Below are 22614 nucleotides of genomic sequence, written 5' to 3'. Positions count from 1 at the left end.
ATCACGGAACGTGATTCCCTTGCAGGACAGCATGGTTGACGTTCTGTCACCACAACAAGCGCTTCGGGCATATTCCAGCGTGACGGAGTACCGATGGTGCATACTGTGCGACGCACCTCGCGGGGAGTCGAACACAGGCTCGCAGTCCGCACACGCACCGGCCGATCAGCGCGCATCGGCAGGCCCGGACCGGCCGGACCGGCCGCACCGTGACGCCTCGTCCTCGCAGCGACTCGCATCTGATGGAGCGTACCGGAGCGGCATGACGACTCCGGGCCGTGACGAGTCGCCCGAAGGACACAACCCGATATCGACGCTCGGTGACTCTTCACAGTGCTGAGGCCAATGCCTGGGCCTGCGTCTCCTCCGCCTCCGCCGCCGTGAGCCACGTCCCGGCCCGCAACCAGGCGCGCTTGAGATGGAGATGGACGTCCGACTCCCAGGTGAAGCCCATCCCGCCGAAGATCTGGAGACAGTCCCGCGCTCCCTGCACGGCCGCGTCGTCGGCGAGGAGCTTGGCCCCGCCGATGTCGACGGGGTCGGCGGTGACGGCCGCGGCGTAGACGGCGCAGCGGGCGAGTTCCGTGCGGACGAGCATGCCGGCGCACAGGTGCGCCACGGCCTGGAAGGAGCCGATGGGCCGTCCGAACTGGGTGCGTTCGCGGGCGTATCGCGCGGCCGTGTCCGTCGTCCTGGCCGCCGAACCGAGCTGTTCGGCGGCGGTGAGCAGCGCCGCGACGGGATCGGGCGGCCCGCCGCGGCCGCCGGTGTCCCGGTGCAGCGGCGTCAGCGGGTCGAGCGAGCGTACGGGCACGGGGTCGGTGAGCTCTTCGAGAACGGCGTCGGCGGCGTCCAGCCAGGGCACGAGCGCGCCGTCGGACGCGGTGACGACCGTCTCGCCGGTGGCGGCGCCGGGGATCCGGCCCGCCGCGAGGTGCGTGGCGACCAACGGCCCCGGCAGCAGGGTCCGGCCGGCCTCCTCGAAGGCGAGAACCGCCTCCGGGAGGCCCAGTCCGACGCCGCCGTCCGCCTCCGGAAGCCGCAGGCAGAAGAATCCGGCGGACCCCAACTCCCGCCACAGCCCCCGGTCGAGCCGGGGCTCCGCCACGGCGGCGCGCAGCGCATCGCGGTCGAAGCGGGCGGACAGCAGGGCACGCACGCCCGCGCGCAGGGCCCGCTGGTCGTCGGTGAGCCGGAAGTCCATCAGCGCCCCTTCGGCAGGCCGAGTATCCGCTCGGCGACGATGTTCCGCTGGATCTGCGAGGTGCCGGCGGCGATCGTGTACGACAGGGAGGAGAGCCGGTCGCGCGTCCAGTCGTGGCCGAGGTCGAACGCGTCGGGGCCGAGGACGTCGGCGGCCGCGTCGTACAGCTCCTGACGGGCGTGCGAGTAGCGGAGCTTGAAGACGGAGCCGCCGGTGCCGGGGACGCCGCCGGTGGCGGCGGCCTCGCTCACGTTCCACTGCACGAGCCGCCACAGGGCGGCGAACTCGGCGTGCAGCCTGCCGAGTCTGCGACGCAGCACGGTGTCGTCCCAGCGGCCGTTGCCGCGGGCCGCGCGGGCCAGACGGGCCAGGGTGCGGCGGCAGGCGACGACCTCTCCGGCGAAGGCGGTGCCGCGCTCGAAGGAGAGCGTGATCATGGTGACCCGCCAGCCGTCGTTCTCCTCCCCCACCCGGTTGGCCGCCGGCACCCGCACCTCGTCGAGGAACACCTCGGCGAACTCGGCCGATCCGGCAAGGGTGCGCAGCGGCCGCACGGTGATGCCGGGGGCGTCCATCGGCATCGCGAGCCAGGTGATGCCGCGGTGTCCGCAGGTGTCGGAGCCGGTGCGGACGAGGAGTTCGCACCAGTCGGCGACCTCCGCGTGCGAGGTCCAGATCTTGGAGCCGGTCACGACGTAGTCGGCGCCGTCGCGGACGGCGCGGGTGCGCAGCGAGGCGAGGTCGGATCCGGCGTCCGGTTCGCTGAAGCCCTGGCACCAGATCTCGTCGCCGCGCAGGATCGGCGTCAGCCAGCGCTCCCGCTGTCCGGGGGTGCCCTCGGCGGCGATGGTGGGCCCGGCGTGGAGCAGTCCGACGAAGTTGGCGCCGACGTAGGGGGCGCCGGCGAGCTCCGTCTCCTCCAGGAAGACCAGCCGCAGGGCCGGCGGGGCGTTCGTGTGCACGTCCCCGTACCCGGCGTCGTACAGCGCGCGCTGCCAGGCGGTGTCGTACGCGCGCCGGGCCGGCCAGTCCTCCGGCGGCGGTTCGGGTGGGAGCTTCGGGAGGGCGACGGCGAGCCAGGCGCGCAGCCGGGCCCGGAACTCCTCCTCCTCGGCCGTACTCCCCAGGTCCATCAGACGAGGTCCAGGCCGAGCATGCGGATCGCGTTGCCCCGCATGAGCTTGTACACCGTCTCGTCGTCGAGGTCCTTCACGTGGTCGAGGGCGACCTCCTTGGTGTGCGGGAAGGTCGAGTCGACGTGCGGGTAGTCGGTCTCGAAGGTGGCGTTGTCGCGGCCGACGGTGTCGATCGAGGCGATGCCGTGCTTGTCTCGGAAGAAGCAGCAGAAGATCTGCCGGTAGTAGTAGGTGGAGGGCGGTTCGGGGATCAGGTCGCGCACACCGCCCCAGGCGCGGTGCTCCTCCCACACGTCGTCGGCCCGTTCGAGGGCGTACGGGATCCAGCCCATCTGCCCCTCGCTGTAGGCGAGCGTGAGCCGGGGGAATCTCACCAGGACGCCGCTGAAGAGGAAGTCCGTCATAGAGGCCATGGCGTTGTTGAAGCTGAGCGACGCCTGGACGGCGGGCGGGGCGTCGGGGGACGCGGCGGGCATCTGGGAGCTGGACCCGATGTGCATGTTGACGACCGTGCCGGTGTCCTGGCAGGCGGCGAAGAAGGGGTCCCAGTACCCGGAGTGGATGGATGGGAGTCCGAGGTGGGTCGGGATCTCGGAGAAGGTCACCGCCCTCACGCCCCGCGCGGCGTTCCGCCCGATCTCCGCCACCGCGAGGCCGACGTCCCACAGCGGGACGATGCACAGGGGGACGAGCCGGCCGCCGCTGTCGCCGCACCACTCCTCGACCATCCAGTCGTTGTAGGCGCGCACGCAGGCGAGGGCGACCTCCTTGTCGTGGGCCTCGGCGAAGGTCTGCCCGCAGAAGCGGGGGAAGGTGGGAAAGCACAGGGACGCCTCGACATGGTTGAGATCCATGTCCTTGAGCCGTTCCTTCGGGTCCCAGCACCCGGGGCGCATCTCCGCGCGTGTGATCCCCTCCAGCGTCATGTCGTCGCGGTCGAAGCCGACGGCGGCGATGTTGCGCTTGTACGGGAACTTCAGGTCCTCGTAGATCCACCAGTCGGCCGGCGGCCCGTCCGGGTCCATCGTGATGCGGTACTTGCCGCCCACGTAGGCGAGCTCACCGATGCCCGCGGTCAGCGGCTTGGGCCCGCGGTCGCGGTACCGGGCCGGCAGCCAGGTCTCGAAGAGGTGCGCGGGCTCGATCACATGGTCGTCGACGCTCACGATCCGGGGCAGTTCCTGTTCCACCGGGGCCTCCGCTGCGGACGGGTTCGAACCGTTTCTGATGGGTCGTCAGCTCATAGGCTAGTCCCGCACCCCTGGACCGACAAGGCGCGGAGCCCTACGCTCTGCGCACTATCTGACTGTCCGTCAGTTACGGAGGTCCGGCGATGAACGAGACCGCACACGCGCTCGGCGCGTCACGCACCCTGTGGGAGCTCGTCGACCGGCGCGCCGCGCTCACCCCGGGCCGCCCCGTCCTTCTCCAGGAGGAGCGCGCCCTCGGCTTCGGCGGGCTGCGCGAGCGCGCCGAGCGGGTCGCGGCCGGGCTGTACGGCATGGGCGTACGCCCCGGCACGGTCGTCGCCTGGCAACTGCCCACCCGCATCGAGACCGTGCTGCTGACCGTCGCCCTCGCCAGGATCGGCGCCGTGCAGAGCCCCGTGATCCCCTTCTACCGGGACCGCGAGACCGGCTTCGCGCTGCGCGAGTCCAAGGCGGAGTTCTTCGCCGTGCCCGGTGAGTGGCGGGGTTTCGACCACACGGCGATGGCCGGACGGCTCGGGGCGCGCGGCGTCTTCGAGGCGTACAGGACACTGCCCGACGGCGACCCGGCCGTGCTGCCCGAGCCGCCCTCGTCGGGGACCGACGTGCGCTGGATCTACTGGACCTCCGGCACCACGTCCGACCCGAAGGGCGTCCTGCACACGGACCGCTCCCTGATCGCGGGCGGTTCGTGTCTCGCCCACGCGCTGCGCCTGACCCCCGACGACATCGGCTCGATCGCCTTTCCCTTCGCGCACATCGGCGGCCCGGACTACCTCGTGATGCTGCTGCTGTACGGGTTCCCGGCGGTCCTCTTCGAGCGGTTCGCGCTGCCCGACGCGCTGGCCGAGTACCGCAGGCACGGCGTCACGACGGCCGGCGGCTCCACCGCGTTCTACGCGATGTTCCTCGCCGAACAGCGCAAGCGGCCCGGCGAGAAGCTCATTCCGACCCTGCGGCTGCTCGCGGGCGGCGGCGCGCCCAAGCCGCCGGAGCTGTACCACGCCGTCGTCCGCGAGCTGGGCTGCGCGCTCACCCACGGCTACGGCATGACCGAGGTCCCGATGATCACCATGAACGCGCCCGACGACACCCCCGAGAACCTCGCCCGTACCGAGGGCCGGCCGCCCGCCGGGATGGAGATCCGCATCGTCGACGGCGAGGTCCGGCTCCGCGGCGAGGCCGTCTGCCGGGGCTATCTGGGAGCCACGGAGAGCCCGTTCGACTCCGAGGGCTTCCTGCGGACGGGCGACCTCGGCCACCTCACCGACAGCGGCCACCTCGTGCTCACGGGCCGGGCCAAGGACGTGATCATCCGCAAGGGCGAGAACATCTCGGCCCAGGAGATCGAGAGCCTGCTGCACACGCATCCGGCGGTGGGCGACGCCGCGGTGATCGGACTGCCCGACGCGGAACGCGGCGAGCGCGTCTGCGCGGTGGTCGAACGGGCCCGGGGCGCGGACGACCCCACGCTCGGGGAACTCCGTTCCCACCTGCGGTCATCGGGCCTGGCGGTGCACAAACTGCCGGAACAACTGGAGGTGGTGGACGCACTGCCCCGCAACGAGACGCTGCGGAAGGTGCTCAAGTACAGGCTCAGGGAGCGCTACGCCTGACCGGCGCGGGGTGGGGGCCGCCCAGTGCGCCGGGCGGCCCGGGACCGTCTGTCACCTGGGCTGCTCGGGGGTGACGCAGTACGCGGCGAACGCCGTCAGGATCTCCTCCTCGGAGATCCTGCCGTCGCCGTCCGTGTCCAGCGCCGCCGCGGCCTGCTCCGCGACCGGCGCGTCGACGCCGAGGGCGCGCATCACGCGGGCGGCCGACGCGGGGGTGACACCGGCGCCGTCCTCCTCGGCGACGGCGACGACGGCGTGCAGGAACGGACGGGCGATCTCGCCGAACCGCTGGGGGTTGTCGCGCAGCCGCTTCACCGCGCCGGTCACGAACTCCTGCCGGCTGACCCGCTGGTCCCCGTCCACGTCGGCGATCCCGGCCATGCCCTGCCAGAACGCCTCGGCGCCGCTGTAGAGGGCCTGTCCCTTGACGGAGCGTGCCGTCACGGAGAACTCGGCGAGGACCGAGGCCGCGGCCTTGCTGAAGTCCTCGCGGTCGATGGAGCCGTTGCCGTCCTGATCGAAAGCGGCGAAGCGGGAAGCAATCTTCCGCTCATACTCTGCGCTGTCCATGGCGGGAGCGTAGAGCCCCGGGCGCTGACGCGTGTACACACCCGGTGAATTACCGGGCGGCGACTTCGGGACGACGCGCCGGTGACCGAACGGGATCGCGTCGCGCGGGCTCACGCCGAGAGGGGCCGCGCGTCGTCGTCCGTCGCCGAGAGCACGTCCGCGTACACCTCGAACAGGCGGCGCACGCCGAGCGCGCTCAGCACCCTGTTGACGTGCGAGCCCTCCTCGGCGCCGCGCGCGGGAAGTATCAGCCGGAGCCTGCCCTGGCAGGAGCGCATCAGCCGGCGGGCGGCGACGAGCACCCCCACGCCGCTGGAGTCGCAGAAGAAGACCTCGGAGAGGTCGAGCACCACATCGCGGTCGCCTGCCGCGACCGCGTCGTGGACCCGCTGGCGGACCACGGGCGAGGACACGAGATCGAGCTCGCCGCAGACGTGCAGCACGGTCCACGCGCCCTGCCGGGTCTCGGCCACCTTGAGCATCATCACGTACGGACCTCTCGTCGAACCGGCCGGCCCGGAGACCGGAAGCCGTCCTTCCACTGGCCACTGCCCTGCCGTCCCTCCCTGAAACGCGACGCATCTCACCCGGAGTTCCGTCCTCCGGCCCGCGTCCGCGCCCCCGCCCGGCGGGCTCCTACCACCCACGGCCGCGACAGGGGGCGTACTTGGTGCAAAGAGGGGTGCGTACGTCAGGGGGCGCACTACATTCGAACGAGGCACGGACCGGGGACTGCGAGGGCGACACGGCTGGGGGCCGCATGGCGAAGGACGCACCACCGCGCTGGGACCGCAAGATGCAGCAGCGGCTCGCGCGGGGCGAGGCCGCGGCGCTCGGGGAGCTGTACGACCGGTTCGCCGCGCTCGTGCACAGCCAGGCCCACCGGGTGCTGGAGGACGAGGAGGCGGCCGACCAGGTCACCCGCGAGGTCTTCGGCTACATCTGGGAGAACCCGGACGCCTACGACCCCAAACAGGGCTCGATGCGCTCCTGGGTGGCGCGGCTCACCAACAAGCAGGCCGTGCACCGGCTGCGCCAGAGCGAGGCCGCGGCCCTGGCCCGGGGCGGCGGAGGCACCGCCGAGGAGCTCGAGCAGAAGGTGCGGCGCGCGGCGGTCGCCGCCCGCGCCGACTACATCGTGACGTCGATGCCCGCTCCGCTGCGGGCGGCGCTGGAGCTGGCGTACTTCCAGCGCCGGGACTACCGGCAGACCGCGGCCGACCTCGGGGTGACGGAGGACGAGGCGCGGCGCAGGCTGCGGCTGGGGCTGCAACTGCTGTCCACCGCGCACACGCGCCCGCTGGAGGGGTCGTCACCGCCCGGATACGGACGCGCGCTGTGAGCGGGCCACTCGACGGCGGCGGCGACGGACGCGATCGCGACCGAGGAGGGGACGAGACGCGAGGCGTTCCCCGCATACCGTCCCCCAGGCCGGCCGCGGACGACCTGTCGCCGCACGCGTACCGTCCGCCGCGCCCGGAGCCGCGTGAGAACTCGGGCACCGCGGACAACTCGGGCGCGGCCGCGCCCGATGACGCGCACGGCGTGGAGCCTGCCGACGACGGCCCCGTACTCCCGTCCGACGCGGACACGGGCCCGACGCCCGGGGCGTCCGGGGCAGGCGCAGATCCCGACGCGCAGGCCGCGGGCCCCGCACCCGCACCCGCGACCGGGGCAGTCCCTGGCACGCCCGGCGCGCAGCCCGCGGGCGACCGCACAGCAGCCGGCTCCGGCGCGGATGCCGAGGCGCCCGACGCGGACGGGGCGGCGAGCGACGACGCGGTGCCCGGACCCGTGCACGGCGCGCACGCCGGCGCGCCGGCGGCGCCCGAAGGCCCCGCGTCGCACGGCGTGCTCAAGTCGCTGCTGGGCGCGTGGGCCCTGTCCGCCTGTTCCGCGGAGGAGACCGCCGCCGTCGAGGAGCATCTCGGCGAGTGCGCCCCCTGCGCCGACGAGGCGCTGCGGCTGCGCGACGCCGTCGGCCTGCTGCACACCGACCGGGACCTGGACCTCGATCCGCTGCTGCGCTTCCAGGTCCTGGAGAACTGCCTGGGCCGCAGGCCCGCCCGTATCCCTGTGCCCGACTGGGCCGACCCGTACGACGCCGAGACCGCCCGGCTGGATGCGCTGCTGCGCGACATCGGCGAGTCCGAGTGGCACGCGCCCGTGCGGCTGAAGTGGTTCGAGGGCGGCCGGCAGGTCAACCGGCGCACGACCGTCGCCGGGGTCATCGGGCACCTGATGAGCGTGGACGGCCTGGTCTCCGGCGCGCTCGGTCTGGACGACCCGCTGGGCCGGGCCGCGCCCGTGCGGCCCGCCGAGCGGACGGAGGCGTTCTGGGGCAGCGCCGAGCTGCCGCCCACGCGCACGATCCGCGTACCCTGGCGCGACCAGAGCCACGCCCTCATCCGCACCGTGTCGTTCGCGAGCCGGGACGTCACCGAACTGTCCGTCTCGTACGGGGCGTTCGCCCTGCCGCTGCGCGACTCGCTCCTCGACCGGGCCTTCGAGTGCTGGATCCACGCCGAGGACATCGCCGACGCGGTCGACTACCCCTACGCCCCGCCGAGCGGCGCCCATCTCAACCGGATGATCGACCTCGCCGCCCGCCTCCTGCCGGCCGCCCTCGCCGAACGGCGCCGCGCGGGTCTCGCAGGGCCCGTACGCGATCTGGTGGCGGCCGGGGCACCGGGGCGCTCGCTGCACCTGGAGGTCGAGGGGTCGGGCGGGGGCAACTGGTACATCGCCCTGGACTCGCCGGCCGCCGTCGGATCGCCCGACCGTTCGGTGGCCCAGGTGGCGCTCGACGGCGTCGAGTTCTGCCGGCTCGTCGCCGGGCACGTGTCGCCGGATGAAGCCGCGGCGGGCCAGGACGGTGACCGGGAGGCGATCCGGGACGTGCTGTTCGCGGCGGCCTCGCTGAGCCGGCTGTGAGGCAGCGGGCGGACGCTAGCGCGGCCCGAGGCCGCCGACGCTGATGTTCGGGTTGCCGTCGCGCCCGTGCGGCTTGAGCTGGATCTGGATGGTGTGGGTGCGGTCGTGGCCCTTCGTGCCGCCCCCGCCCGCCGTCAGCACGCCGATCCGCAGTTCGCCGCTCCCGGTGGCCTCGCGCCTGACCTGCACGGCGAACTCCAGCTGCACGCTCTCCACGCTGAACCGCAGATCGCGGCCCGCGCCGGCGCGCTGGGCCCGCTCCAGCTCGTCGCGGACCTGTCCGATCACCTCGGCCAGCCCCGCCACCGCGGTTTCGTCACGCTCGGCCATCGCGCCCCCCGCTTCCCGTAGTTATCGTTGGCCAGTATGAGCGATGCGTATCGCACATCCAACTCCTCGGCTTACGAGGAGAGTTGGCGGGTCCGTCTGCTGCGCACGCCCGACCGCGGCGGCACCCCGCTGGGCGCCGGAGTCCTCCTGTCCCGTTCCTGGGTGCTGACCTGCGCGCACACGGTCCTCTCGCCGCCCGACCGGTCGGGCGCCCGTGCCAGGCTGGACACGGTGTACATCGACGTGGTGCGCCCCACGCCGTCCGGCGGCCCGGCGACGCCGGTGCGCGCCCGCGTGGTCCCCAAGTTCTTCGTCGAGCCCACCCCCGACTTCGGCGGCGACATCGCCCTCCTCGAACTGGACGACCGGCCCGGTCTGCCGCACGACGTTCCGGCCGCGGTGCTGCACCGGCAGATCCCGGCCACCGGCGAGCCGGTCCACTTCACGGGCTACCCGGACGACCTGCCGGGCGGCGAGCACCTGCACGCCCGGCTGATGGGGCGCGGCGGGCCCGCGCCGACACCGGAGTGGGTGCAGCTCGACACCCAGGACTCGCCGTACGTGGTGCGGCACGGCTACAGCGGCTGCGGGGTCGTGCACAGCCGCTCCCGCCGCGTCATCGGCATCCTGGTGCACCAGTTCGGCACCCCCGAGGCCCGCGTGCGCCGGGACCACGCGTACATGATCCCGACGGAGACGGTGCTGCGACACCTGCGGCGGGAGCGGCTGGAGCGGCTCGGGCTGAAGATCACCGGACTGCGGGCCGTGTCCCGGGACGTGGCGGTCGCCCCGGACCGGACGGTCTCGGGGCGGGTGCCGGGACTGCAACGGCGGCTGACCCGCTGGCTGGACGGCGAGCCGGACACCGACCCGGTGGAGCCCGTCTTCGCCGGAGCCGGCGAGCACGACCTCCGGTACACGATCCGGTCGGTGCTGACGCTGGCGGACCGCGAGCAGAGCCCGCCGACGCCGTCGGCGATGCCCGCTCCGGCAGGCGAGCCGCAGCTGGGCAGCATCGACATCGCGGTGGACGCGACGAACCGCACGGCGGAGGAGCTGGCACGCCAGGCGGCGGACCGTATCGGACTCGACGTGCCGGCGCCGGCGGAGGAAGCCGGACCGGAGTCCCTCGAGACCCTGCTGCGGCGCATCGCCGAGGAGAGCCCGCCGCTGAACATCGCGTTCCTCGCCGTCGACATGTCCGCGTCCTCCGACGACGAGATCATGGATCTGCTGCGCGCCCTGCGCGCCGGCGGCGGGACCCGCCTCCTCCTCGTCTTCGGCGACCGCAGTTCGCCTCTGCTCGACCGGGTGGGCGCCGACCTGATGGAGCCCGACTGGCCGGGCCGCCGTGCCGTCCGGCTGCGGCCACGGCTCGACCGGCTCGCCGTGTGCGAGCGGCGCATCCGCGAACACCCCGCCCGGCCGAAGGACGCGGCGGAACGGCATGCGCACGCCGAGCGGTTACGGGCGAAGCTCGGACAACTACGCCCCGGCGGTCTGTCGTACGACAGCCGGACCCTACCGTACGCCATGTTCCGCATCGCCGTCGACATCGAGGCGGCGCTGCTGGAGGCCGAGAACAGGGAGGAGATCCTGCACCGGACGGCGGGCCCGCCCGAGTTCGTCGCCGGGCCGCCGGGCGAGGGGCTGACGGATCTGCCGGTCGTCGCCGTCGGCGCGCCGGACGCGCTGGTCACCGCCCGCTCCGGCGCGAAGCTGGCGGCCGGCGACCTGCTGCACCAGCAGTACGAGGTGGTGGGGCCGATCGGCCGGGGCAGCCACGGGCAGGTCTACCTGGCCCGCGATCTGCTGCTGGAGAAGCGGCCGGTGGCGCTCAAGGGGGTCCTCGACCCCGACAACCCGGCGGCCGTCCGCCAGGCGCACCAGGAGCGGCTGCGGCTGGTGCGGCTCAACCATCCGTCCATCATCCGCGTGGTCAACTACGCGCGGCATCCGTCGGCACCGGACGAGTTCATCGTGATGGAGTTCGCCGACGGGGCGCCGCTGTCGTGGGTCGCGGACCGCATCGCCGAGCGCAGAGCGCCGTTCACCGGGCCGCGGGTCCGCGAGTTCGTCGTCACGTACGGGCTGCTGATCCTGGACGCGCTGAGCCATCTGCACAAGGAGGGGCTCGTCTACGGCGACCTGTCGCTCACGAACGTCCTGCACTGCGGCGACGGCATCAAGCTGATCGACGTCGCCGGCGTGCGCAAGCCCGGCGAGCCGGGGCCGGTCACCCACAAGCCGCCGCGCTCGGGGCCGATGGGCGAGATGACGACCGCCGGCGACCTCTACACCGTCGGCGCCGTGCTGCGCGAGCTGCTCTCCCGGGACCCCGAGCCGTCCGCCGACATCGGCGAGGAGTCGCTGAACCGGGCGCTGGAGCGGGCCATGGCCCAGGAGCCGGAGCTGCGGTACGCCTCCGCCGACGAGATGGCCGTGCAGCTGCGCGGTGTGCTGCGCGAGCTGCGGTCGCTGCGGCTGGGCGAGGAGACCTACCAGCCGTCGACCCTGTTCGACCCGCCGGCCGCCGCGCTCGACGGCCAGCTCGGCAAGGCGCCGCCGCTGGAGCGCTGGCGTACGGACCGCGCGCCGGACCGCCTCGGCGCGCGCATCCCGGATCCGGCGGAGGCGGCGGTGTCGCTGCCGAAGCCCAAGCCGGACGTGCGGGACCCCAACTGGAAGGAGCTGCAGCGCACGTCGTACGACGACCCGGCCGGTCTGTTGCAGCTCAGCCGTGAGTGGGAGCGCTCGCCGGAACTGCATCTGCTGCGCTGCCGGCTCCATCTCCAGCTCGGGGACGTGGCGGCGGCCGGGACGGAGCGGAGGCTGGCCGAGGAGCGGCTGGGCGACAGGTCCCGCTACGACTGGCGGCTGGACTGGCACCAGGGGCTCATCGACCTCGCGTCCGGCCGCACGGCGGACGCCTGGCGCGGCTTCGACGCGGTGTACCGGGCGATTCCCGGCGAGTATGCGCCCAAGCTCGCGCTCGGCTACTGCCACGAGAAGCTGGCCGCCGCGCCGCCGGGGGAGGACGCACCGTCGGAGCTGCCACGGCCTCCGGCGGACCGGGAGGAGAACGTGGCGCAGGCGAAGAAGTTCTACGAGGCGGTGCTCCAGCGCAACCACGCGATGGGCTCGGCGGCGTTCGGGCTCGCCCGGATCCACCTCGCGGAGGACGAGTGGCAGAAGGCGTGCGCGTACCTGGACAGCGTGCCGCCGGACTCGCGGCACCGCACGGCCGCGCGCACGGCCGTCGTGCGCATCCACGTGAACCGGCGCTCGCCGGCGGCCGCCTACGCCGCGCTGCACCGGCTGACCAACGACGAGGGACTCACGGACGGGCAGGCGCAGGACCGGATCAGGACGGAGCTGCTGTCGATGCTGCTCGGCCTGGTCGAGGAGGCGGGCGAGGATCCCGGCCCCGGCGGCCCCCTGGAGCGGCTGGAGGCGGCCGGCTTCTCGGAGAAGCAGGTCCCGAGGACGGAGCGGCAGCTGCGGGACGAACTGTCGGCGAGCTACCGCCGGCTGGCGAAGCAGGTTCCCCGCACGGACCGGCCGGAGGACGCGGCGCTGGCGGAGGCGCTGCTGGACCGGGCGTTCCGCACCCGCCCGCTGGGCGTCCGCCACGTCCGGGGCCGCGTCCGCTCGGCGCCCTGGCCGCGGTGGGCCCGGCGCGCCCTGCTCCGGGACGGGGAGGAGTCCGCATGACGGCCGGCGGCACGGACGCGTCGCCCGCCACGGCGCCGCCCCGCGACGACGGACCGTCACGTACGGCCGCGGAGGACGGCGATGGTGCCCCCCGCGACGGCGGGACCTCGCGCGCCGCGACGCTGCGGCGGCTCGCCGCCCTCGCCCGCCGGCTCGGCGGCCGCGCCTGGCGGCAGGCCCGGCGCGTCCCGCCCGCCCTGTGGGTGCGGGCCACCGGCCGCTCCCCCGGCACGGGGCGGCCGACCGCCGCGTTCCTGCGGCGCAGGATGCTGGTGCTGCCCGCCCTCGCGCTGATCGCGCTGGCGCTGAGCACCGCCGCCTACAACGACGTGCACCGGCGCTCCGAAGAGCTGCGGGACCGGTCCGTGCCGGCACTCGTGGGGCTCGCCCAGGCACGGACCTCCCTCGGACTCACCCAGGCCCAGGCCGAGTTACGGCTGCTGAACCCCGAGCACGCCGGGCTCGTCGAACTCGGCGAGACCTACCGTTCGCACCTGGCCGAGACGACCCAGAGCCTGAACCGGGTCGCCCAGTCCGGGGCCCTGAGCAAGGCCCAGGAGCAGGAGCTGCGGGTGGTGTCCGGCCTCGTCGTCGCGTACGGGGACAAGATCGCCTGGGCGGACCGCAACCGCACGAGCCGGGTGCTGCGCGAGGCGGGGGTGGCGTACGCGGCCGGGATGCTGCGCAGCCCGCAGCCGGCCAACGGCGAGCAGGACCCCACCACCGTGCTGGACCGCATCGAGGTCCTGGAGGAGCAACTCCTCGACGAGAGCGGCGACTTGGCCGACTGGAGCCCCCTCACCCAGGCGGCGGCGGCCGCGGCCGCGCTGGTGGCCGCCCTGTTCGCCTTCACGGTCGTGGGCACGTCGGTGTTCCTGCGGGACCGGCTGCGCCTGGTGAGCCTCCAGATCGTGGCGGCGTCGGTGCCCGTGCTGCTGACGCCGGTACTGCTGACCGTCGGCGGCGCCCAGGAGCACGCCGCCCAGGAGGAGGTGCACGACGCGGTCGCCCAGCTGGAGTACGTCACGGCCGTGTCCGGGGTCGGGCGCGAGATCGAGAGCGTGGCGGGCGGGGCTGCGGCCCGGATGGGGTCGGCGCACCCGGACGGCTGGGCGCTGACCGCGGGCGTCGCCGTGCCCGTGACCGGTCTCGGCGCGCTCGCCTGCGGCGTCACGCTCTACCTGTACGCCCGGCCGTACCCGCCGCACTTCACCCGGCGAAAGGACGCGGACGCATGAAGCGCCTGAGGCTCGCCCTGGCGGCCTGTCTGCTGGCCGTGTCCGCCGCCTCGGCGGGCGGTTGCGCGAGTGCCCCCGAGGAGCGGACGCTCGTCGTCCTCGGCCCGTGGACGGACGGCGAGGAGGCCCCGTTCGTGGCGGCCTTGAGGAGCATCGGCGACAAGACGGGCCACCGGTACGTCTACAAGGGCACGCGCTCGCTGCGCGAGACCCTGGTCGCCCAGCTCCAGGCCGGTGCGCCACCGGACCTGGCGATCCTCAACAGCCCCGGCGAGCTGGCCCAGTACGCGCGCTCGGGCGACGCCCATCCGCTGCCGGAGAAGGTCGCCGGGGCGGCCATCCCGCCGTGGGCGCCGCCGGTGACCGTCCCCGGCAGGGGCGGCGCGGCCAGGACGCACGTCTTCTGGGCGCCGGTGCGCGTCGACCTGAAGTCGCTGGTGTGGAGCCGTGCGGATGTCGGGGAGAGCGAGCCCGTGTGGTGTCTCGGCCTGAACTCCGGCGCCACCTCCGGCTGGCCGGGCACGGACTGGATCGAGGACCTGATCCTGCAGCGCCGGGGCCCGGACGCGTACGAGCGCTGGGCGACCGGCAAGACGTCGTGGAAGAGCACGCGCCCGGTGTGGGAGGAGTGGGCGCGGATGCTCACCGCGAACGGGCGCTCCCCAGCGCCGGACGCGCTGACGGACTCGTTCGAGCTGCTCGACGACGGCCGCTACGGGCTGCTGAACCGCGGCGACTGCACCCACGAGCACCAGGGTTCGTTCATCCGCAGGCACTACGGCGACGACGTGCGGCCGACCCCGACGGCCCGCCATCTCGGCGGGGCCGCCTCCGCCGAGGAGGGCGGCGGCGTCTTCGAGGTGTCCGGCGACATGGCCGCGGTCTTCCGGCCGAGCGCCGCCGCCTGGGACCTCCTGGGCCGGCTCACCTCGGCGCCCGCCCGCAAGGACTGGGCGGACGCGGCGAAGTCCGGTGAGCGGCCGTTCTTCCCGGGAGGCACGTTCGCCTCCGAGGCGCCGTCGCCGGGGACGCGGGCGGTGCAGGAGCTGTTCGACTCGGCGGGCCGCATCTGCATGGACGCCTCGGACACGATGCCGCCGACGCTGCGCGACGCGTTCTACCGGGCCGTGCTGGAGTTCGTCGGCGACCCGGAGGACCCGGCGCTGCTGACCCGCCTGCTCGAACGGCTGGACGCGGAGACCGCGCTCCAGCGGGAGAAGGAGGAAGAGGAGGAGGGGGCGTTCGTCCTGGACGACCTCTGCGACAACCCGGTGGCCGGATCGCAGGACGCTGGCACGTCGTAGGGACGCGTCCCCGCTCTCCCCGGCTCCCGGTCCGCGCCCGCCCGCTCAGGCGAAGACGACGGTGCGGCGCCCGTTGAGCAGGATGCGGTGTTCGGCGTGCCACTTCACGGCGCGGGCAAGCGCCTGGCACTCCACGTCCCGGCCCACGGCCACCAGCTGCTCGGGCGTGACCTCGTGGCCGACGCGCTCGACCTCCTGCTCGATGATCGGGCCCTCGTCGAGGTCGGCCGTCACGTAGTGCGCGGTCGCGCCGATCAGCTTCACGCCCCGCGCGTGCGCCTGGTGGTAGGGCTTGGCGCCCTTGAAGCTCGGCAGGAAGGAGTGGTGGATGTTGATGATCCGGCCGCTGAGCTGCTTGCACAGGTCGTCGGAGAGCACCTGCATGTAGCGGGCGAGGACGACCAGCTCGACCCGCTCGTCGTGCACGAGGTCCAGCAGCCGCGCCTCGGCGTCGGCCTTGGTGTCCTTCGTCACCGGGATGTGGTGGAAGGGGATGCCGTACGAGCCGACCAGCTCGGCGAAGTCCGTGTGGTTGGAGACGACCGCCGCGATCTCCACCGGCAGGGCGCCGGTCCGGGAGCGGAAGAGGAGGTCGTTGAGGCAGTGGCCGAACTTGCTGACCATCAGGATGATCCGCATGCGCTCGTCGGCCTGGTGGATCTGCCAGTCCATGTCGAAGGCGTCGCCGACGGCGGCGAAGCTGGCGCGCAGCTTGTCCACGGTCACCGGAGCCTCGGCGGAGAAGTGCACCCGCATGAAGAACAGGCCCGTGTCCCGGTCTCCGAACTGCTGGCTGTCCTCGATGTTGCAGCCGGTGATGAAGAGGTAACTCGACACGGCGTGCACAATGCCCTGCTTGTCCGGGCAGGAAAGCGTGAGGACGTACTGGTCAGTCATCCTTGTAGCCTGCCACAAACGGGCGGCGGGCCCGTCCGGCGTCCGTCCTGCGGACGCGGTCGTGGACAGCCGGCTCACACCGACCGGGTCATGATCCGCAGCACGTCCAGCGAGCGCGGCGGCGCGTCCGGGTCCTCGCCGTCGTTCGACGCGAGGCGCACGTGCGCGTCACGGGCCGCGCGGACGGCCTCGGGCCAGCCGTGGTGCTCCAGGTACGCCGACACCGGGGCGTCCGCGCCGACCTGGTGCATGATGCGCAGCACCCGCAGCACGGCGACGTCAACCAGCGCGGCCTCGCCCGAGTCGCGGAAGATCGTGCCGACGTACTTCTCGGCCGACCAGTTGTCCAGCCAGGTGTCCTCGACCAGGCGGTACACGGCGTCCGTGACGTCGCCGTACCCCTCGCGCCCGGCCAGCCAGCACTCCTGGTGGAAAACGGGGTCGGAAAGCATGTGCAGCGCCGAGCGCACGTTGCTGCGCCAGCGCCACCAGGGCATGTCGTTGAGCGGCATGCCGCCCATGGTGGAGGAGCGACGGCCGCGACGGGAAGGGTTGACCGAACCTTGCTGCACGCCTTCGATCGTACGTTCCCTTTTCGATCATCCGGACCCGCCCCTGCAATTCACCCTCCAGTTACCTTGCGTTGAACAATGCTCACTGCGCCGTTCCCCGGAGGGAGAAAGTGTGTGGAGTCATGACCGGTTGGCGTCGTTCCTCCACCCCCCGCCCCTCCAAGACCCGTCGCCGGGCCGCGTGCACCTCGGCCGTGGCGGCAGGAATGTTCCTCGTCGCCGGCTGTGGTGTCCTCCCGGGAGAGGCCGGGGGCTCGAGAGAGCCCGTCACCGTCATGACGTTCGCCCCCGAGGACACGAAGGCCACCAACATGCCCGGCATGATGGCGATGGCCAAGGCCTACGAACGCTGGGCCGACGCGCGCGGCGGCATCGACGGACACGACCTGCGCGTCATCACCTGCAACGAGGGCAACACCCCCCAGGGCGCGGCCAACTGCGCACGCCGGGCCGTCAGGGAGGGCGCGGCCGCGGTCGTCGGCTCCTACAGCCAGTACGGCTCCTTCATGGCGCCCCTCGAGGCCGCCGGCATCCCCTTCATCGGCGGATACGGCATGTCCGGGGAGGAGTTCACCAGCTACCTCTCCTACCCGGTCAACGGCGGCCAGCCCGCCCTCGTCGCTGGCAACGGCAGGCAGCTCGCCGACTACTGCGCCGGCGTCTCCCTCGTGCGCCCCGACAGCATCAACGGCGACGACCTCGTCCAACTGCTCAACTCCGGTCTTGACGAAGGCAGTCGGGACATCCCCTCGGCCGACATCCTCGCGGCCGACGACGCCACCGAGTACACCGAGCAGGCCAAGCAGGCCCGCAGGCGGGCCGCGGAGCCCACCTGGACGTCGACCGCCTCCTCCGGCACCCGGCCCGGCTGCGTCACCGCCGCGCTCGGCGACCGCACGGAGACCTTCTTCGACTCCTTCCGGCGGCTGCCCGAGGACGGCCGGCACATCCGCATCTCGTCCGTCATCGGCAGCGTCGGCCAGCCCCTCGTCGACCGCACCGGCGGCCGCAAGGGCCCCTTCGAGGGCGCCTACATCACCGGCTGGTACCCGGACGCGAACGACGAACGCTGGGACGGGATGCGCCAGGTGGTCACCGAGCACGCCTTCCACGACGACCGCATCGACCCGGCCGACGCCGGCGTGCAGACCACTTGGATCGCGTACACGGTGCTGGAGCGGGTGATCCGCGCGCTCGACACCGACGTGATCACCCCTGGCCGTATCTCCCACGCCCTCGACCAGGGCCTGGAGGTGACGACCGACGGCCTGACGCCGCCGCTGCGGTGGGGCTACGAGAACATGCTCGGCGCGCCCGGCTATCCGCGGATCGTCAACCGCAGCGTGACGTTCCAAGTGGTGCGGGACGGACGGCTGGTGGCCCAGGGCAAGGACTTCGTGGACGTGGGCACGACGCTGATGGACGCGGCCTGAGCGTTCCGCGGGCGGCTCCTCGGCGGAGGCGGGTGAACCGGGTTCACCACCCCCGCCGACCGCCTCACAGCTGCTCGCTGCGCCGCTCGGTCAGGCCGTACGTGCGGGCGATCGTGTTCCACAGCGGCGCGGCCTCGTTCTTCGCCTTCGTCGCCTCGCCACTGGCCCGGTTGCCCTGCGCGGTCTGCGAGGTGACGCGGGCCTTCCCGCCCTTGCACCCCTTCTTGCCCTTGACCTGCTGCGCCCACGCCGCGTAGTGGTCGTCGGCCGACGCCGACGCCTGCCACGCCTTGGTCAGGGCGGCGGTCAGCGCGGCGTTGTCCGGAAGCTTGTCCACGGTCATGCCGTCGAGCCGGGTCACCAGGCTGCGCCGCTGGGCGGCAGCGCCCTTCAGGTCCGTGACGGCCTGGTCGAGGTTCTTGCAGACCTTGATGTTCTCGACCGAACGGATCACTGCGGCACGGCTGTTGTTGCTGTCCGCGAGCAGCTTGTCGAGCGCCTTCGCCTGCGGCTCGGCGGGGTCGGCGGCCTGGGTGGACGCGCTCTGGCTCGGCGCGGGGGTGGTGGCGGCGACGTTCTTGTCCGGCGCCGGGTCCTCGTCGTCGTCCCCGCCGGACATCACGGCCCCGACACCCAGCCCGAGCACGGCGCAGCCGATCACGAGCGCGGCCACGACGGGCACGATGGAGCGCCTGCGTGTCACGGGCTCGTCGTCGTAGCGATGCGCGCGCCCCGGCTCCTGGTACGCGGACGGCTGGGCGCCCTGCCGGGCGTCGAACCGGGGGAGCTGCTGGGTGGAGTCGGCCGGCTGGGCCTGGGGAGCGTCCGAACGGAACAGGCTGTCGAACTCGGCCGGGGGCTGTCTGTCCCCCGGCGCACCCGGCCGGATGCCGAAGGGCGCCGCGGCGGGGGCGGGCGGCACGGGCGCGATGTACTGCGTGGCCTCCGAGTCGCCCCCGCCCGCGCGCACGGTCCCGAGGAACGTCGTCGACTCGGCGGGCGACTCGGGCGGCAGAGCCCCGGGCGGCGTGGCGGAGCCGCCGGCGACGGGCTGGATGTACTGCGTGGGGTCGGACGCCCCGACAGAGCCGGGCCCGCCCTGGGGCGGCAGCATCTGGGTGCGCTCCTCCTGCCCGGGAGCGTCCTGCGGCGGCAGCGGCTGCGACGTGACACGCTGCTGCGCGGGCGTGGCGGTGGCCTGCGGGGCCGGGGCGCCGTAGCCGTTCGTCTGTCCTTGCACCGGAGCACCGGGGTGACCGGGACCACTCACCTGCGGCATCGGCGCACCGGGATATCCGTAGCCCGGCTGCCCCTGCGGAGCCGGGGCGCCGTAGCCGTTCGCCTGCCCCTGCACCGGAGCACCGGGGTGACCGGGACCACTCACCTGCGGCATCGGCGCACCGGGATATCCGTAGCCCGGCTGCCCCTGCGGAGCCGGGGCACCGTAGCCGTTCGCCTGCCCCTGCACCGGAGCACCGGGGTGACCGGGACCACTCACCTGCGGCATCGGCGCACCGGGATATCCGTAACCGGGCTGCCCCTGCGGGGCCGGGGCACCGTAACCCGGCTGCGGCGCCGAAGGGCCGGGCGCGCCGGGGACGTTGGGGTCGCCGTAGCCCTGCGGGGCCTGCGGGCCGGCCGCGCCCGGGTAGCCGTAGCCCGGCTGCGGCGCCGACGTACCGGGCACGCCGCCCGGCGCCTGTGGCTCAGGCGGCTGCTGCGGTCCCCAGGGCGCGCCCCACGGCTGACCGCCCGCAGGGGCCGCCTGCGCTCCCGGGGATCCGGGTATGAGGGGCTCACTGCCGTCGGCGGGCAGCACGACGCCTTCGTACGCGGGCCGCGCGGCCGGCAGCCGCTGCTCGTCACCCTGTCCGCTGTGCGTCACCGGGACTCCTACGTGTGGACCTACGGAATCGTCGGTTCACGCTACCGGGTGCCCGGAGCGCTCCGCACACACGTGCCGGAGCAGTGACAAGATGCGGACACAGGACGCTGTTCATGCCCTGCGCGGGCTGGGGAGAGCCCATCCGGCACGCCGGCCCCCGCGGGCCCTCACGCCGCCCGCATCTCCAGGCGCGCGCCCAGCTCCCGCACCGCCGGCTCGGCCGCGTACGGCTCGAGCCGGAGCTGGAGGTCGTCCAGGTACTCCGCTCCCCGGCTGGAGCGCAGCGTGTCCAGCAGGTCGACGGCGCGGGCCGCCGTGTGGCAGGCGTGCTCCACCTCCCGTTGCTGGACCTGGGCCGTCGCCAGCAGCACCAGCCCGATCGCACGACGCCGCGCCCGGGAGGCCGGGTGGCCGGCGAGCGCGTCCTCCGCCTGCCGGGCGGCCTCCCCCGCCTCGCCGAGGTCACGGTGGCAGTGCGCCAGCTCGTCCGCGAGGTACGCCTCGTCGAAGTGGGTGATCCACACCGGATCGTCGCCCGTGTCCGGCTCGGCCCGCTCCAGCGCGGCCACCGCCCTCGCCGCGGCCTCGTGGCAGGTGCGGGAGTCACCGAGCAGCGCGTGTCCGCGGGCCTCGGCCGCGTGGAACATGGCCTCGACCCGTGGCGTGACCTGCCCGCGCGCCCCTTCCTGCGCGGCCCTGGCCAGTTGCGCGATCTCGCGCGGGTTGCCGAGCTCGGCGGCGAGGTGGCTCATGGACGCGGCGAGCACATAGCCTCCGTAGCCGCGGTCCCCGGCCGCCTGCGCGAGCCGCAGCGCCTGGATGTAGTAGCGCTGGGCGAGCCCCGGCTGACCGGTGTCCACGGCCATGTACCCGGCGAGCTCGGTCAGCCGGGCGACCGCCGCGAACAGCTCGCGGCCGACCGCTTCCCGGTAGGACCCAGAGAGCAGGCCGGAGACCACGCTGTTGAGGTAGTGCGCGAGGACGGGCCGCACGTGCCCGCTTCCGAAGCGGTGGTCCAGCTCGGTCAGGGCGGCGGTCATGGCCCGTACCGCCTCGACGTCCGAGGTGCCGACGCGCGCCCCCGCCGTACGCGCCACCTGGGCGTCCGCGCCGGTGATCAGCCAGTCGCGGCTGGGCTCGACGAGCGCGGAGGCGGCGACGGCGGAACCGGACAGGAACTCGCGGCGGCCCACGTCGGACCGCCACAGCTCGCAGACCTGCTCGATCGCGCCCACCACGGTCGGGGAGAACTGCAGGCCGACACCGGTCGCCAGGTTCTTGCCGTTCGCCATGCCGATCTCGTCGATCGTGACCGTGCGCCCGAGCTTGCGGCCCAGCGCCTCGGCGATGATGCCGGGCGCCCGGCCGCGCGGCTGCTGGCCGCGCAGCCAGCGGGCCACCGACGTCTTGTCGTAGCGCAGGTCCAGGCCCCGTTCGGTGCCGACCATGTTGACGCGCCGGGCGAGACCGGCGTTCGAGCACCCGGCTTCCTGGATGAGTGCCTGCAACCGTTCGTTCGGCTGTCGGGCGACGAGAGGCCTGGCTGCCATGAACTACCCCCTGATGCCGCGGTGATCGATGAATTGATCACTGCCCGGCTGATATGCGGAGAATGCAGAGTTGGTCGGGTTGGTTCCGTTTCGTCGTCGCACGGGCCCCGTTCCCGCCTTTCCCGTACGCGTCCCGTACGTGTCCCGCTCTGGCTACCCGTCCCTGCGGGCGCTGCCCCCTGCGCGCCCCCGGCCGTGCACCCGTGCGCCCCGTGTGCAGGATCGATGCTCCACCGTCCACCGCGAGAGGCCCCGTAACCCGAGGTGGGGGCGGTAGTTGAGTGTGTCGTGGAAGAGACCATGTCAGTCAGTCAATCCGCATGGATCCCCCAGCAACGAGGCGAGCAGATGCTGGACAACGCCGTGCGGTACGCGGAAGAGCGGCACTGGGACGTGCTCCCCGGCACCTGGCTGGAGGCCGTGGACGGAGCGGAGCGCTGCTCCTGCGGAGACGCCGGCTGCGCGACGCCCGGCGCCCACCCGGCCACGCCGGACTGGGCGAACCACGCGACGGGCAGCGCCACGGCCGTCAGACGGCTGTGGGACAACCAGCCCAAGGCGTCGATCCTCCTGCCGACGGGCCGCACCTTCGACGCGATCGACGTTCCGGAGTCCGCCGGGTTCCTCGCCCTGGCACGGCTGGAGCGGATGGATCTTCCCCTCGGCCCGGTGACCTGCACCCCCGACCGCCGCATGCTCTTCTTCGTGCTCCCCGGCGCCTCCCTCAAGGTCCCCGGGCTGATCCGCGAACTGGGCTGGGCGCCCTCCTCCCTCGATCTCGCCGCCCGCGGCGAGGGCCATTACGTCGCCGCGCCGCCGACCCGCATCGGCGGCCGGGGCGCCGTGCAGTGGGCGCGCCGCCCCACCCCCGCGAACCGATGGCTCCCGGACGCCGACGAGCTGATCAGCCCGCTCGCCTACGCCTGCGGCAGGGAGACCGCCGCCGCACGATCCCGGCAACGCTGACCAGCGAGTTGCTGCCCGGATCACACCTGCGCCCCGGGCGCGGCCGTCCGTAGGCTG

At 73.5% G+C, this 22614-nt stretch carries 18 protein-coding genes; 8 read left to right on the top strand and 10 right to left on the bottom strand.

From position 1 onward, the window contains the following. Positions 1-328 precede the first annotated feature (328 nt). From ACWD0A_RS09675 to ACWD0A_RS09665, 3 genes are read right to left on the bottom strand one after another with little or no spacing between them, the layout of a single operon-like run. Entirely contained in the window at positions 329-1204 is an 876-nt protein-coding gene (locus ACWD0A_RS09675; protein ID WP_451296276.1) for an acyl-CoA dehydrogenase family protein, read from the bottom strand. After that, positions 1204-2337, bottom strand: a complete 1134-nt coding sequence (locus ACWD0A_RS09670) for an acyl-CoA dehydrogenase family protein (protein WP_451296274.1) — start codon at positions 2335-2337, stop codon at positions 1204-1206. The genes ACWD0A_RS09675 and ACWD0A_RS09670 overlap by 1 nt, the downstream gene beginning before the upstream one ends. Continuing rightward, the gene (locus ACWD0A_RS09665) at positions 2337-3530 is read right to left on the bottom strand and encodes an amidohydrolase family protein (protein ID WP_451296272.1); all 1194 of its coding nucleotides are present in this window, start codon (positions 3528-3530) and stop codon (positions 2337-2339) included. Before ACWD0A_RS09665 ends, ACWD0A_RS09670 begins: the two co-directional genes overlap by 1 nt. 143 nt (positions 3531-3673) lie before the next feature. Between ACWD0A_RS09665 and ACWD0A_RS09660 the strand changes: the two genes are divergently transcribed. Continuing rightward, positions 3674-5164, top strand: a complete 1491-nt coding sequence (locus tag ACWD0A_RS09660; RefSeq protein WP_451296270.1) for a class I adenylate-forming enzyme family protein — start codon at positions 3674-3676, stop codon at positions 5162-5164. A gap of 51 nt (positions 5165-5215) precedes the next feature. Here the strand turns inward: ACWD0A_RS09660 and ACWD0A_RS09655 are convergent, their stop codons facing one another. Both ACWD0A_RS09655 and ACWD0A_RS09650 read right to left on the bottom strand, forming a co-directional pair. Continuing rightward, positions 5216-5734 (bottom strand): EF-hand domain-containing protein, encoded by a 519-nt coding sequence (locus ACWD0A_RS09655; RefSeq protein ID WP_307714915.1) that lies wholly within the window; start codon positions 5732-5734, stop codon positions 5216-5218. A 110-nt stretch (positions 5735-5844) separates the two neighbouring features. After that, complete coding sequence (locus ACWD0A_RS09650) at positions 5845-6219, bottom strand: STAS domain-containing protein (RefSeq protein WP_451296267.1); 375 nt, start codon at positions 6217-6219, stop codon at positions 5845-5847. Positions 6220-6494: 275 nt separating this feature from the next. Here ACWD0A_RS09650 and ACWD0A_RS09645 point away from each other — a divergent pair, with 275 nt between their 5' ends. Both ACWD0A_RS09645 and ACWD0A_RS09640 read left to right on the top strand, forming a co-directional pair. Beyond that, a complete protein-coding gene (locus ACWD0A_RS09645) occupies positions 6495-7076 on the top strand; it encodes a sigma-70 family RNA polymerase sigma factor (RefSeq protein WP_451296265.1) in 582 nt (193 codons plus the stop codon). Between the two features lie 203 nt (positions 7077-7279). Next, on the top strand, positions 7280-8668 hold the full coding sequence (locus ACWD0A_RS09640; protein ID WP_451296263.1) for a zf-HC2 domain-containing protein: 1389 nt from the start codon (positions 7280-7282) through the stop codon (positions 8666-8668). Positions 8669-8683: 15 nt separating this feature from the next. Here ACWD0A_RS09640 and ACWD0A_RS09635 read toward each other — a convergent pair whose 3' ends face one another. Continuing rightward, entirely contained in the window at positions 8684-8998 is a 315-nt protein-coding gene (locus ACWD0A_RS09635) for a trypco2 family protein (RefSeq protein ID WP_177150405.1), read from the bottom strand. 36 nt (positions 8999-9034) lie between these two features. Between ACWD0A_RS09635 and ACWD0A_RS09630 the strand changes: the two genes are divergently transcribed. The 3 genes from ACWD0A_RS09630 to ACWD0A_RS09620 are packed head-to-tail and all read left to right on the top strand — an operon-like array spanning position 9035 to position 15254. Then, complete coding sequence (locus tag ACWD0A_RS09630) at positions 9035-12712, top strand: tetratricopeptide repeat protein (RefSeq protein WP_451296261.1); 3678 nt, start codon at positions 9035-9037, stop codon at positions 12710-12712. Then, on the top strand, positions 12709-13950 hold the full coding sequence (locus ACWD0A_RS09625; RefSeq protein WP_451296259.1) for a hypothetical protein: 1242 nt from the start codon (positions 12709-12711) through the stop codon (positions 13948-13950). Before ACWD0A_RS09630 ends, ACWD0A_RS09625 begins: the two co-directional genes overlap by 4 nt. Continuing rightward, a complete protein-coding gene (locus ACWD0A_RS09620; protein ID WP_451296257.1) occupies positions 13947-15254 on the top strand; it encodes an extracellular solute-binding protein in 1308 nt (435 codons plus the stop codon). The genes ACWD0A_RS09625 and ACWD0A_RS09620 overlap by 4 nt, the downstream gene beginning before the upstream one ends. Before the next feature lie 45 nt (positions 15255-15299). On the opposite strand, the gene purU is transcribed toward ACWD0A_RS09620, so the two are convergent. Next, entirely contained in the window at positions 15300-16151 is an 852-nt protein-coding gene (gene purU / locus ACWD0A_RS09615) for a formyltetrahydrofolate deformylase (protein WP_451296255.1), read from the bottom strand. A 74-nt stretch (positions 16152-16225) separates the two neighbouring features. After that, positions 16226-16672 carry an SCO4402 family protein gene (locus ACWD0A_RS09610; protein ID WP_307717808.1) on the bottom strand — a complete coding sequence of 149 codons (447 nt, stop codon included), beginning with the start codon at positions 16670-16672 and terminating at the stop codon, positions 16226-16228. Between the two features lie 173 nt (positions 16673-16845). On the opposite strand from ACWD0A_RS09610, the gene ACWD0A_RS09605 reads away from it, so the two are divergent. Further along, positions 16846-18156 (top strand): ABC transporter substrate-binding protein, encoded by a 1311-nt coding sequence (locus ACWD0A_RS09605; RefSeq protein WP_451296253.1) that lies wholly within the window; start codon positions 16846-16848, stop codon positions 18154-18156. Between the two features lie 64 nt (positions 18157-18220). On the opposite strand, the gene ACWD0A_RS09600 is transcribed toward ACWD0A_RS09605, so the two are convergent. Both ACWD0A_RS09600 and ACWD0A_RS09595 read right to left on the bottom strand, forming a co-directional pair. Beyond that, positions 18221-19663, bottom strand: coding sequence for a hypothetical protein (locus ACWD0A_RS09600; protein ID WP_451296395.1), 1443 nt, complete (start codon positions 19661-19663; stop codon positions 18221-18223). A 545-nt stretch (positions 19664-20208) separates the two neighbouring features. After that, positions 20209-21591, bottom strand: coding sequence for a transcriptional regulator (locus ACWD0A_RS09595; protein WP_451296252.1), 1383 nt, complete (start codon positions 21589-21591; stop codon positions 20209-20211). A 300-nt stretch (positions 21592-21891) separates the two neighbouring features. Here ACWD0A_RS09595 and ACWD0A_RS09590 point away from each other — a divergent pair, with 300 nt between their 5' ends. Beyond that, positions 21892-22557, top strand: a complete 666-nt coding sequence (locus ACWD0A_RS09590; protein ID WP_451296250.1) for a bifunctional DNA primase/polymerase — start codon at positions 21892-21894, stop codon at positions 22555-22557. The last annotated feature ends 57 nt before the right edge of the window (positions 22558-22614 follow it).

The organism is Streptomyces sp. NPDC002867 (assembly GCF_053591895.1).
The sequence above is the reverse complement of the archived record's forward strand: the minus strand, read 5'-3'. Positions and strand labels throughout refer to the sequence as shown.